The sequence below is a fragment of the Acrocarpospora pleiomorpha genome (genome assembly GCF_009687885.1).
Taxonomy (GTDB): domain Bacteria; phylum Actinomycetota; class Actinomycetes; order Streptosporangiales; family Streptosporangiaceae; genus Acrocarpospora; species Acrocarpospora pleiomorpha.
The window spans coordinates 91,971-104,818 of sequence record NZ_BLAF01000012.1 but is presented as its reverse complement, the minus strand read 5'-3'; the positions used below and the strand labels follow the sequence as shown (position 1 = coordinate 104,818).

Here is a 12,848-nt window from a genome sequence, read left to right as displayed (position 1 = left end):
GGGGATTCACCGGTGTTCTCCGCGGAGGCGGTCGCCCACCCATCGGGCGAGGGCGAGTGGGCTGAGGGCGGCGACGGGCATGCCGGCCGCGACGAGTTGCTGGGCGACGGGAATCGAGTAACGCGGCACGCCGCTGTCGTCCAGCGCGGCGCACCCCAGCAGATGCACGCCTGAGGTGGTCAGCGCGCGCACCTCGCCGAGCAGGCCGCCGATCGGGTAGCCCTCCTCGAAGTCGCTGACGACCACGACGAGCGTGCGGCTCGGGACCGTGACCAGCTGACGCGCCCGCGCGAGCCCGGCGGCGATGTGCGTACCGCCGCCGACGCGCACCTCCAGCAGCAGGGACAGCGGGTCGCTGACCCGGTCCGTCAGGTCGATCACCTGCGTGGAGAACGCCAGGAAGTGCGTGGACAGCGAGGGAACGCCCGCCAGCACCGCCGCCGTCAGCGCCGACCAGACCACCGACGCCTCCATGGAGCCGGACACGTCCACCACCAGGATCAGCCGCCAATCGGCCTCCTGACGGGAACGCGTGCTGAACACCGGCCGTTCCGGCACCACCATGAGCCGCCCGTCGTCCAGGCGGCGGGTGTGGGACAGATTGGCGCGCAGCGTGCGCGGGAGATCCAGCCTGCCACCAGGGCGGCGGGTGGGGCGCGGTGTGGCCAGCCCGGTCATGGCGGGCCGCAGGCGGGTGGCGAGCTCGCGGGTCAGCTCGTCCACCAGGCGGCGTACGAGCGGGCGCAGCTTGGCCACCTGCTGCTCCGGCAGGCCACCGGCCAGGGACAGTACAGAGGTCAGCAGCTCCACGGACGGCCGGACGGAGGCGGGGTCGAGCTCGGCCAGCACGTCGGTGCGTCCGGCGTCGGCGGCGCGGGCCAGGACCTCCTCGCGCACCTGGGTGCTGAACAGCGTCTCCAGCTCCTGCGACCACTCGCGTGCCGTGGGGAACGGGACCTCCCTGCCGCCCCCTGGAGCGGCCCCGAAGTCGTTCGAGCCTTCGCCGCGGCCCGATCCGTACAGTTCGTCCAGGGCACGGGCGTACGAGCGGCAGCCTGCCGGTAGCCGTTCGGACTCCCGGCCGAGCAGCAACCGCCACCGGTCCGCGGGCCGCAGCCTCCGCGGAGCGTCGTCCCCGGGGACGACGGCCGCACCTCCGGACGCGTCGGCGGAGGCGGTCGGCTCCGGGACGTCGAACAGGGTCGGGATGGGCAGTCGGAGCGCGCGCAGGGCGTGCAAACCGGCCGCGTCGGCGGCGGTCCAGAGGGCGAGCAGCGACGGTGGAGCCCCCAGAGCCAGGTCGAGCCGGTCGCCCAGCCGCTCGGAGACAACCTCCAGCAGCCGGGTGCGTCCGGCCGGGTCGAGCGTGTCGAATCCGCCGCGCAACGCGGGCAGCCGGTCCAGGAACTCCTGGTCCGTGAGCCCGTCCACCCGGTCCATGAGCGGGTCGAGCGCGGCGGGGGCCGACTGGAGCAGCGGACCGGCGGCCGTGAGCACGCCGGTCAGCAGCCGGTCCAGCCGGAGGCGGCCCTCTGGCCCGGTCGCGGCGTCGACCCAGCCGGCCGCCCGGTCCCCGAGCGAGGACGCGCCGTCCAGGTCCAGCAGCACCCGGGCGGCCAGGGCCGCGCCCTGCACGAGGGGCGAGGCCGTGCGGGCGAGCATGGCCAGAGCGTCGTCCATCCGCAGGCCCAGGCGTTCCTCACCGACCCGGAAGGCGAGCGCGACCAGGGCGACCGCGTCTTCCGGCTGGTCGCTGCCCGCCAGCCCCGGCAGAGCCCGCACCGCGGCTTCCAGGAGGATGCCGGACAGTTCGGCGGCGCGCTCGCGGCCCTCGGGCGTAGTGCCTGGCAGATGCTGCCGGCGCAGCCCTTCCAGCAGGTCGAGGGCCTCGAGCAGTTCGGCGAGGGCGGCGGTGGCGGGCAGCGTGACCGCGGCGTCGGCGAGGCGGTCGGCGACCAGGTCGGGCAGGTCGCACTCGGCGGCGGCGCGCAGGCCGCGGAGGATGAGGGCGCAGGTCGGCCCGCCTTCCGCGGACTCCCGGCGGTACGTCTCGCGCAGCGTCCCGGCCGCCGCCTGGGCGAGCGTCACGCCGCGCACGCCCGCCAGGTCCAGCAGGGCCGGGACCGCGGGCGTCCAGGCCAGCCGCCACCTGGTGGTGAGCGCCGCGCCGTCGCCCGTCCCGATCACCTCGACCGGCTCGCCGTAGCTGACGCCGCAGACGAGCAGGCGCCGCAGCGCGACCTCGCGGCGGGCGTCCAGGTCGGAGCGGAGCGGCTCGAGGCGTACTTCCTTGGGCTCGGGGTTACCAGGACACGGGAGGCGCAGCGCGGCCAGATCGGCCTCGGCGGCGGGCCCGAGTCCGGAACGTGGCGTGCCGGGTGCGGTCCTGCCCCGCTCGGCGCCGACGAACACGGTGTCCAGCGCGCGCGCCAGGGCCCGTCCCCGGCCGAGCGGCTCGCCCTGGCCGAGCACGGTCGTCACCGCCTCCAGCAGCTCGCCACGCCCGGGGGCGGGCAGCCCGCGCAGGCGGGCCAGATCGCAGGCGAGCCGCAACGTCTCGACGGCCTCGCCGGTGCCCGCAGTGTGCCCGGCTGAGCGCAGTTCCCGGCACAGGTCGGTGACGGCGCGCGCGGCACCGTCCCGGACCTTCCCGGGATCGCCCCCGGCCGCGAACACGGCCTGCTGCCAGCGCGGGTCCCGGATGCCGGCCGGGTAACCGGACCGGGAGTCGAGCAGGTCGAACGCGTACGGCACGAGCGAGGTGACGGGCCCGTCACCCGAGGCCGGCGGCGGGAAGGCGGCCGAGTCAGGGGACTGGGTCAGCGCGGCGGCGTGGAAGGAGCCGATCACGGCCGCGACGCGACGGCCACCGGCTGCGGCGGCCGCGACGACGTGCCGCATGTGGGCTTCGCGGGCCAGGTCCATCCCGGGTACGCCACCCGCTGCCTCCGCGTCGCGGCGCAGCGCCCAGCCGACCCCGAGGGCCGCCCGGCGGACGGCCTCAGGCTCGCAGCCAGGGGCGAGGACCTCGACGGCGCGGTCCCACATGTCGTCGCCGTCGCGACCGGTGCCGGCCGCGGCCAGCGCGTCGGCGAAGGAGACGCCCGGTGCCTTGCCGTCAGGCACCGTGACGGGGGCGTGCCAGCCGGCGTCGGACAGCGGCAGGTCGCAGCAGATCACGTCGATCCCGCGCTTCCAGGCCCACCGGATGGCCACCAACTCGGGCGAGAAGTCGGCGAACGGATAGAACGCCAGCCCTCCGTCCCCCCGCGCCCCGGCCAGCGCCACCGGGGCGTGGGTGCCCGGGTCGGCCAGGTGCGCGAGCCAGGGCTGGAAGTCCGCCGGCAGCTCGACGCACACCACCTCGGCGTCGGCGGCTTCCAGCAGCGCGGGCACCACCACGGCCAGCGCGGGGCTGTGGTGCCGGACTCCCAGCAGGTACGGCCGCGACGAGGCCGCCAGCCCGGCCACCGCCTCCCGCGGATCCTGAGCCGTCAACGGAGGTTCTCCCGCAGGTCCCACAGCCGGCGCCACATCGCCGACCCGTCCTCGGCGCGCCTGCGCACCGGCCCGTCCCAATACCCCAGCAGCCGTCCGTGGTCCGCCGGATCGTCCTTGCGCACCACCCCCAGCAGATGACCGGGCACCAGGTCCAGCACGTCGCCTGCCGGCAGGTACGCCGCCGCCACCCCCAGCGAGGCCGCCACCTGCACGGCCTCGGCCGTGGACATGACGGTGCCGGGGCGCTCCACGTCCCAGCCCTCCGCGGAGCGGCCGGAGCGCAGGTCGCGGAAGACGGTGACCAGGGCGTCGAGCACGGCGTCGTCCACGCCGAAGGCCGCGCCGGCCCGTTCGACGACGGCCGTGGCCTGGCGGCGGACCAGGGAGGTCTCGGCGTCGGCGTCGGAGATGGGATCCACGGTCTCGAAGTTGAAGCGCCGCTTGAGCGCCGCCGACATCTCCGAGACGCCGCGGTCGCGCAGGTTGGCGGTGCCGATCACCGTGAACCCGGGCGCCGCCGCGACCTGCGCGTCCTCGGTCCCGGCGAGCTCGGGCACGCTGACCCGCCGGTCGGACAGGATCGACACGAGGGCGTCCTGGACCTCGGGCAGGCAGCGGGTGATCTCCTCCACCCGGACGACGCGGCCGGAGCGCATGGCGGTGAGCACGGGCGAGTCGACGAGCGCGGCCCGGCTGGGGCCCTGGGCGAGGAGCAGGGCGTAGTTCCAGCCGTAGCGGAAGGCGTCCTCGGTCGTCCCGGCGGTGCCCTGGACGGTGAGCGCGCTGGTGCCGCACACGGCGGCGGCCAGCAGTTCGGAGAGCATCGACTTGGCGGTGCCGGGTTCGCCGACCAGGAGCAGGCCGCGTTCTCCGGCGAGGGTGACGACGCAGCGTTCGACGAGGGCGCGTTCGCCGACGAACTTGGGCGCCACCTTCATCCGGCCGTCCAGGGTCTGGTCGCCGCTGCCGCAGATGAAGGTCACGACCGCGCGCGGGGTCAGCGCCCAGCCGGGCGGGCGGGGTCCGGAGTCGTGGGCGGCGAGGAAGGCGAGTTCGGCGGCATGGCGTTCCTCGGCGGGCAGCACCTGCCGGGCCGCGGGAGCTCGATTCTCGGTCAAGGTCATGGGGAGAGAAGTCCTCTGAGTGATGGTGAATGGGGGTCAGCGGCGGGGGCCACGCTTGACCTTGAGCTCCTCGAACCGCGGCATGTCCCCGTCCCGCACCCGTCGCCAAGCCCGGGCGTACAGGTCGGCGACGGGTTCGAGCGGCACCAGCGGCGTCCCCTGCGGCCCCTCCACGTCGAACAGCGGCAGCTTCCACTGCTCCACCGGCAGCCGCGGCGCGGCGAGCACGGCCCACCCGCCGGGCAGGAACAACGACCGCCCCGCCCGCTCCCGGGTGGCCTGGACGACCAGGTCGGTCGCGGCCAGCTCGGCGTGGGCCGACTTGAGCCGGGCGGGCTTCCAGCCGGTCCAGCGGGCCACGTTTCGGTCGGTGGGGTCGGGCATGGCCAGCAGCATCAGGTACGCGGCGGCGGCGTCCTCGCCCAGCCCGTGTTCCTTGGCCACCTCGACGACCAGGGACGGCATGGACCGGGCGGGGTCCTGCGGCCACCAGACGCCGTCGGCGTCGTCTTCCCCGGCGACGGGGTCGGCCAGGAGGGCCTCGAAGCGCGGGTCGCGGGCGATGCGCAGCGCATACTCGACCGGGAACGACCCCTCCGATCCGATGAGGGCCCGCAGGTACGGGTCGTCACCGGCCGCGTCCAGGAGAGACGTGCGGATGGCGGGCGCGGGCCGTTCGTCGTGCGTGGCCATGATGACCGCGCCGTACCTTTCGTACCCGTCGCCGGTCTCGGTGGGCGCGCCGGCCGCCTTGCGGAAGGCGACCAGGTCGACATACCGCCCGAGGTCGAGCATCAGGTCGGGATTGGCCAACCGGGCGCGTACGGCAGCCAGCGCGCCGGGCAGCGCCGTCCTGATCGGATCACCGGCGGGAAGCCGGTGGGCGAGCCAGGCCGCCATGGTGACGGCCATGGACAGCGTGCCGGACGAGAAGCCGACGGCATTGTCGTCGGCGGGCGTGGCGCGGTCGCCCCGGACGGCCCAGCGCAGATCGCGGCTGAACTCCGGCTCGCCGGCCGGATCGATGAGGGCGCGCAGCGCGCGTCCGGTGTTCCAGCTGGTCTTGACCGCGCGGGACGCCTCGCCGACCAGCCATTCGGGGACGGACACCTGAGGGCCGATCTTGTCGTTCCAGATGGCCGCCGCCGCGGCGACGTCCGGGCCGTCGCTCCAGAGCCGGGCGGGCTCCTGGGGCAGCAGCGCGGCGACGATCGCCCGCCGGGCTCCGGCGTCGATCCCGCGCAGCTCGTCGCGGGCGACGGCGGCGTCGGCCAGCTTCAAGCCGGTCACGGCGCGGGTCTCCTTGGCGAGGAAGGAGTGCTCATGCGAGTCCATGGACGGCAGCCCCGCCACGACGAGCCGGGCCACCGTCAAGGAGACACCGGTGAGCCGGGCGAACTCCTCGGCCGCCTCCGGCCGCCAGGGCGCGGGTCCGTGCGCGGCCAGCTCGGCACGGAACGACTCCAGCCACCCGTGCGGACGATCCTCGCCGACCGGGGCAGCCGAGATCAGCGTGTACGGCGAGGGCACCTCGAACCGCCCGGCCGGGTCATGGAACAGCGCGGTCCACCGGCCCCCGGCGTCGCCGTGCGACTCCAGGTTGACGAAGACGAGGCGCGCGCCGCCGTCCAGCGGCAGGACGCCGAGCCAGTTGCCGTCGCGCCACTCGCCATCGGGCCTGGTCAGGTGCCCCTTAGCCAGGTCCACGGTGACACGACGCCACCGGGACGGGTCGGCTGTCACAGGCAGTCCGGCCTCGACCAGGGCGTCCAGCAGTTCCCCCTGCGCGACGCGGTGCTCCTGCGTGGTCGCCGCCGATCCCGTGCGATAGGCCACGGCCCCCAGGTCGTCGAGGAGCGCGTCCCACCGCAGGGTGGACTGCGGCAGCTCGGGCCGGTTGAGGTGGATGCCGCCCGCCGTGCCAGGCGACTCCTCCGGCGCCTGGGCCATCCGGATCTGCTGGAAGGCCCCGTCGGCGCCGTGGCGCCAGTAGGTGGTGGAGACGGCCACCCCGCTGAGCGCCTGCTGGAGCTCGTGGTCCGTGGGGCCCGCGGGCGCCTGCCGGCGGTGCCCTCCGGCCAGAGCCTCGCCGAGCCTGGCGGCGACGGCGTTCAGCGCCCCCTGCTGGACGGCGGCGAACCGCACGATCCCGGCGATGCCCGCCACCAGCCCGTCATGGCTGACCTGGGGCAGCAGCTCCCGGATCCGCGCCGGCAGGTCCTCCTCGCCGGCCGCGGCCAGCAGCCGCGCGGCGGAGTCCAGGCTGAGCTCGCGCAGGGCGGCCGACCCCTCGGGGTCCCTGGGCCGCAGGCAGTGCCAGTGGCGCAGCGGCGGCAGGATGAGCGTGCCCTGGCCGAAGACGCCGGGGGCGGCGTCGGTCTTGGCGGTGGCGGTGAGCACGCCGTCGGCGTCGACCAGCTTGACCTGGTAGCTCCCCTTGACCACGGTCACGAGCCGATCGGCGCCGGGGAATGCCAGGGCGCGCACCGGGGACCCGCCGTCGGGCGGGAGGGTGACCGTGCGGCCGGACAGGTCCTCGCCGCGCAGCGACCCGTCGGGCAGCCGCGTCACCCGCCAGCCGAGCAACCCGCCAACGGGCACGCCCGCGGGGCTGGGCACCTCGGCCGGGGCGGGCAGCAGCCAGCCCGCGTGGAACGTCGTGCCCGCGGGGACGTCGGTGAAGAAGGCGGGCGTGCTCTTCCTGCCGTGTTGCCCGCTGACCGGGTCGTACTCGTGCCATCCGGCGCTGTTGTAGTCGGACTCGTCCCAGGTCCACACCCAGTGGGAGACGCCGTCGGTGATCACGGACCGCTCGCTGGGCAGGGTGGTGTCGCCGGGGTGCAGCACGCCGAACCCGGTGCTGCGCCCGCCGCCGGGCAGCGCCAGGGTGACCGGGTCCTCGCCGCGGTACCAGTCCATGCGGGTGCCCCGGGTGCCGTGGTCCTGGCCCGCGATGGGGTGGATGCGGTCGGCTGAGGTGTGCCAGTAGCCGCGGAGGCCGTTGTCGGCGGCGCGTGACTGCCAGTAGACGAGCAGGTCGCCGTCGACGTAGTGGTAGCCGACGTCGCCCCAATGGTCGTTGGGCGGGATGCGCAGGTCGTGGGTGAGCACGGTGCCCTCGGGCCCGAGCACGCGGACCTGCGTGGCACCCGCCGCGATCAGGTGCGGCCAGGCGTCGGCGACGACGATATCGTCGATGTCCTTCCTCGGTACGAGGGTCGCGGCCGCCTCCTCCCAAGCCGGCCAGCCCAGCTCGTCGAAGATCCCGGCCCGCAGCGTACGGGCGAGCACGGGCGAGAGATCGGCGGCGGCGGCCCGGCGCACCTCGTCCTCGGCCAGGACCACGGCCTCGCCCGGCAGCCAGGACAGCCGCCGCAGCGCGTCGGGCAGGTCGGGCAGCCCGGCGGCCGAGGACCGCGTGGCGACCTTGCGCACCCACTCGGCCAGCATCGGCCGGCCGCCGGTCGACGCCGCCAGCAGGCGGACGGCGCGCAACCCGTCGGCATCGCCGGAGAACCCGTCGGCCGCGCGCTGGAAGGGCAGCGTGAACCGGCCGTCGGCGGCCAGCGCGGTCAGGTCGCGCTGGCCCTCACCCTGCGCCCAGTGCTCCAGCCGCAGCGAATCGTTCTCGCCGGGGTCCGCCACCGGCAGGCCGAGCGCGAGCAGCAGGTCGAGCAGGTCCACGTCATACGGGTCCGTCAACGTGGTCGTACCGCCGGCGAGCTCGGCGCGCAGCCGGTCGGCGGCCCGCTCCACGAGCGGGTAGAGGGCGGGCAGGCGAGGCGGGAGGCCCCAGGCGGAGTTGCGGGCCGCCAGGAAGCGCTGGAGCCAGCCGGACACGCCGTCCTCCGGGGCCAGGCCGGAGATGAGATCTTCGGTGGCGCCCGAGGACTGGAGGATGTCCAGCCACACGCCGGCCAGCTCGGCGTCCCTGGTCTGCGGCATGACGGCGAGCAGTGTCCGCCGCGCTTCTGGGTCGCGACCGGCCAGCGCCGCGATCGCCGTGCGGTGGGCCTTCCACCAGCCGGTGGCGGCCCGCAGGGTGGCGGGCAGGCCGAGCAGTTCGCCCAGATATGCCTGCTCCGCCGCGTCGGCGTCCACGCCCGCCGCCTTGGCCAGGCGGCGCAGGTCGTTGGCCATCTGGGCCGAGGGAGGCAGCCCGCCCGCCGTGCGTCGCACGCACAGCCGGGAGAAGCGGCGCAGCGCCTCGTCGGCGGGCACTCGGGCGGCCAGCTCCTTGGCGTGCCCGGAGAGCACCTTGACCGGCAGCGCCCCCGCCAGCGCGAACTCCAGGAACACCGCGTCGAGCCGGTCCTCGTCCACCGTCAGCCCGTGCTCGGCCTCCGACCTGCGCGCGCTGGCGAACATCTGGGCGGCGTAGGTGGCGTTCTCCACGCCGATGAACACCCGTCCGGCCTGCTCGTAGAACGTGGGCAGGAAGTGCGGCACGGACGCGGCGAGCCGGCCGGCCAGCTGGTGGTAACCGTCGAGCGCGTTCTTCGGCTTGGACTTGGCCTGCCGGGCGACGCGCTCCAGCTCCGGCACGACGGCGAGCGCGTGATGCCCGTCGCCGGGGTGCCGCGCCAGCACCCACTCGGGGAACCCGAGCGAGCGCCGCAACCCGAGCCCCACCACGGAGGGTTCCCCGTCGGGCTCCAGGCCCAGGAACCCGGCCGCCAGGTCCTCGGCCGCTCCCAGCTCGTCCGCGACCAGGCGCACGACCACCCGGCCGTCGAGCGCGGGGTGACGGTAGCGGCGGGCGGTCATCGGGACGGCGTTCTCGCCCGCGCCCTCGGTGCCGGGCGGCAGGATCGCCCCGGCCCTCAGCAGCTCCTCGCTCCTGTGCTCGCTCACGTGTCCTTGCCCTCCTCGACTCGCCGTCCCGCGTGCAGCGCCGCGGCCATTCGCATCCCCTCCGACCACGCCACCGGCCCGACCTCGCGCAGCGGCAGCGTCCTGCCGTCGAGGTCCTGCCAGCTCAGGCCGCCCGTGGTCACCTCGTCGTCCCAGTACGGCTCGCCGATCCAGACGCTCGCCTCGACGATGGCGCCGGTGTCGCGGACCCGGCACGTGGCGTAGCCGCCGGTGACCCGGTAGCCGAGCGACGTGGCCCGCGCGGCCAGCGCGAACCTGGAGTCGTATGTGCCGCCGGAGAACTCCGTCACGGTCGTCGCGTTGTCGGCCAGATCGGCCGGCTTGCGCCAGGTGGCGCGGTGGATCTGCTCGACCTTCTGGACTACGCCCAGCTCGGCGGCGAACTCCCGCAGGTCGTCCAGGTCGGGCAGCAGCACCGGATGCGGCAGCGTCACCGTGGCCGGCGACAGCCGTACGGTCTCGCCGTCCAGGTTGACCACCCGCAGCTCGCCCGCCTCGGTGGCGTCGCGCAGGAAGCCCACCTCGTCGGGGTCGTCGCCGACCACGGCCAGGTCGCGCAGCGCCGACTGCCACGCCTCGTCCGGCCACACGCGGGCCAGCAGCCCGGTCGGCACGGGCAGCGACGACACCATCCACAGATCCGTCTGCGCCACGCACGCGGCGGCGTGACGGTCGAGCCACTCGGCGAAGCGGCGCAGCCGGTCCACCTCAGGATGATCACGCAGTGCCTTCGGCAGCGATTTCAGCTGCCGTCCCGCCGCCCGGCCCGAAGTGGCGCGCGCCGCCACCCGGCCCTCTATGAGGGCGACCTCGTACTGGTCGCCCGCTGCCAGCCAACCCAACGGTCCCCGCCTTCCAGAAGCATGAAACGTCGAATGAGCAGGGGTTTTGTGATTCTCCAAACCCCCGCCATTGCTTGATGCGCCGAACGTTAGCGCTCCCGACCGACAAAAAGCCGGGCGCCCTGACGGCACGGATGACGGTGGCAGACGGCACGGTGGCGATCATCCGCGGAACCGCGGCGCCATCATCCCATGGCTGTGATCAGCATTGGGTGCCAATTGCCCTAGACACCGACAGATGGGCCGGTATCTCCAAGATGCAACTGATGGTTGCGTAATGTCAGCCTTCCGGATAGCCTGATGCGCAACCAAACGTTGCAGGAGGATGGCATGGAGTTCGGAACCATCGAGCGCGAGATCTACGTCGAGGCGTCGCCCGAGATCGTCTTCGAGGTGGTGAGCAGTCCCGGCCACCTCAAGGAGTGGTGGCCGGACGACGCCCGGTACGAGCCGGCGCCCGGGTCGACGGGGGAGATCGTCTTCGGTGACCCCGACGCCGGCGGGGGAGTGGTGGGGTTCACCGTCGTCGACGCGCGACCGCCGCGGACGTTCTCGTTCCGCTGGACCCACCCGGTCGGCGAGGTCGCGGCGGAGGGCAACTCGCTGCTGGTCACCTTCGACCTGACCCCGTCGGGCGGCGGAACGCTGCTCAAGATGACCGAGACCGGCTTCCGCGAGATGGGCTGGGAGGCCGCCGTCCTCGAGCAGCAGTACAAGGAGCACATCACCGGCTGGGATTTCTTTCTGCCGCGGCTGGCACCGTACGTCGCGACGCTGGAGGCGCGGTCATGAGCACTCCAGTGGCCGAGAAGGTCGACGACGACCTCTGGTCCGCGATCGGGGACCCGACCCGGCGCCGGATGCTCGACCTGCTGCTCATCGAGGGCGACGGCACCGCGACCACGCTGAGCCAGCGACTGCCGGTCACCCGTCAGGCGGTGGCCAAGCACCTCGGCGTCCTCGACCGGGTCGGCCTGGTCCGCGCGACCCCGGCGGGCCGGGAGAAGCGATACCGGGTGGACGACGCCCAGCTCGCCCGCGCCGTGGCCCAGCTGTCGTCGGTCGGGTCCGCGTGGGACGCCCGGCTGCAGCGGATCAAGCGCATCGCCGAGGCGATCCAGCGCACCCAACAGGACTGACGAGACCAAGGAGAGCCGAGATGGTGGACATTCTGCACAGGGTCGGGGTCAAGACCCCGGCACCGGAGAAGGTGTACGACGCGCTGACGACCGTCGAGGGCCTCGCCGGCTGGTGGACCGACGACACGAAGGGGAGCGGCGACCTCGGCGGCGTACTCGAGTTCCGGTTCCCGGTCGGCGGCTTCGACATGGAGGTCGTCGAGCTACGGCCGTACGAGCGGGTGGCATGGCGGGTGGTCGACGGCCCCGAGGAATGGCTCGGGACGACGATCGACTGGGACCTCCGCCAGGACGGCGACTACACGATCGTGCTGTTCAAGCACCAGGGCTGGAAGGAGCCCGTGGAGTTCATGCACCACTGCAGCACCAAGTGGGGCTCGTTCCTGATGAGCCTGAAGTCCCTGGTCGAGACCGGCGAGGGCGCACCAGCACCACGGGACGTGCAGATCAGCGACTGGCACTGAGCCGGCGGCCGGTTGGTCAAGGCCACGAATTCCCTTCAAATGTTCATCAATCGCGCCATCGTCGTCTGCAATGATGACCATTCCGCATGATCACAGTTCTTTCCGGAAGGAAAAAGGCTTCATGAGGCGATGGTTAGCCTTGGCCCTGGCCGCCCTGCTGGCTGGGGCCGTGGCCGCCCCCGCCGCGGCGGTCGCGCAGCCCCGCACTCCGGACCCGGCACGGGCCGTACAGAAACAGCTGCGCCATGGCCACGGGGTACGGATTTCCGAGCTCTCCGTGTTGATCTTCGGGAAGGACTACGTTCCCTCCGACCGCATGCGCAGTCAGGTGCAGCTGAGCCCCACCGGGCCGGTCGCCTATGACGCCTCCCTCTACTTCATGCCCTTGCCGGACATGGACCAGCGGGCGATCGACGCGCGCGACTCCATCGCCATGGTGGACTGGGACGACATCACTCATGTCAACGGAGTCACGTACCTGCATGCCGAGCCCGGCAGCCTCCCCGCGGGCAAGTCATGGATCCGGGCGAAGCCGCATGCCTCCTACGCCCGGTATTTCAGCCACCAGGCGATCGACGTGTTCGACGCGCGGGTCCTGCGCATCCTGCTGCGGGGCGCCACCGGCAAGGCCGTCCCGGGCGGGTACGCCTACCGCGGCGTCGTGACCCGCGAGCAGCTGGGCGTCGCCGCCACCCGCCACGCCAAGGACAAGATCAACTGGTGGCTCTGGACCGACGCCAAGGGCCTGCCCACCCGGCTCCGCACCACGGACTTCCTCGGCGGCGGGGACCTGAGGATCGGCGTGAGCTTCGACACCCGCTACCGCGACTGGGGATTCCCGCTGGTCGTCACCGCCCCACCCGCCGACCAGGTGATCGACGCGGACGACCTGTGAACCCGTCC

The 12,848-nt window shown here is 73.7% G+C and carries 8 protein-coding genes; 4 read left to right on the top strand and 4 right to left on the bottom strand.

The features are described from left to right. Positions 1 to 6: 6 nt before the first annotated feature. From Aple_RS11975 to Aple_RS11960, 4 genes are read right to left on the bottom strand one after another with little or no spacing between them, the layout of a single operon-like run. Positions 7 to 3,498, bottom strand: coding sequence for a vWA domain-containing protein (locus Aple_RS11975; protein WP_155344614.1), 3,492 nt, complete (start codon positions 3,496 to 3,498; stop codon positions 7 to 9). Beyond that, positions 3,495 to 4,625 (bottom strand): ATP-binding protein, encoded by a 1,131-nt coding sequence (locus tag Aple_RS11970; RefSeq protein WP_155344613.1) that lies wholly within the window; start codon positions 4,623 to 4,625, stop codon positions 3,495 to 3,497. The genes Aple_RS11975 and Aple_RS11970 overlap by 4 nt, the downstream gene beginning before the upstream one ends. A 36-nt stretch (positions 4,626 to 4,661) precedes the next feature. Continuing rightward, on the bottom strand, positions 4,662 to 9,479 hold the full coding sequence (locus Aple_RS11965) for a DNA-binding protein (RefSeq protein ID WP_155344612.1): 4,818 nt from the start codon (positions 9,477 to 9,479) through the stop codon (positions 4,662 to 4,664). Continuing rightward, complete coding sequence (locus Aple_RS11960) at positions 9,476 to 10,342, bottom strand: DUF4132 domain-containing protein (protein WP_155344611.1); 867 nt, start codon at positions 10,340 to 10,342, stop codon at positions 9,476 to 9,478. The genes Aple_RS11965 and Aple_RS11960 overlap by 4 nt, the downstream gene beginning before the upstream one ends. A gap of 330 nt (positions 10,343 to 10,672) precedes the next feature. On the opposite strand from Aple_RS11960, the gene Aple_RS11955 reads away from it, so the two are divergent. The 4 genes from Aple_RS11955 to Aple_RS11940 all read left to right on the top strand — a co-directional run bounded on the left by Aple_RS11955 (position 10,673) and on the right by Aple_RS11940 (position 12,840). Then, complete coding sequence (locus Aple_RS11955) at positions 10,673 to 11,134, top strand: SRPBCC domain-containing protein (RefSeq protein ID WP_155344610.1); 462 nt, start codon at positions 10,673 to 10,675, stop codon at positions 11,132 to 11,134. After that, positions 11,131 to 11,481: an ArsR/SmtB family transcription factor gene (locus Aple_RS11950; protein ID WP_155344609.1), complete on the top strand. Its 351-nt coding sequence runs from the start codon at positions 11,131 to 11,133 to the stop codon at positions 11,479 to 11,481. The genes Aple_RS11955 and Aple_RS11950 overlap by 4 nt, the downstream gene beginning before the upstream one ends. Positions 11,482 to 11,501: 20 nt before the next feature. After that, positions 11,502 to 11,945, top strand: a complete 444-nt coding sequence (locus Aple_RS11945; RefSeq protein ID WP_155344608.1) for an SRPBCC family protein — start codon at positions 11,502 to 11,504, stop codon at positions 11,943 to 11,945. A gap of 121 nt (positions 11,946 to 12,066) precedes the next feature. After that, the gene (locus Aple_RS11940) at positions 12,067 to 12,840 is read left to right on the top strand and encodes a hypothetical protein (RefSeq protein ID WP_155344607.1); all 774 of its coding nucleotides are present in this window, start codon (positions 12,067 to 12,069) and stop codon (positions 12,838 to 12,840) included. Positions 12,841 to 12,848 lie beyond the last annotated feature (8 nt).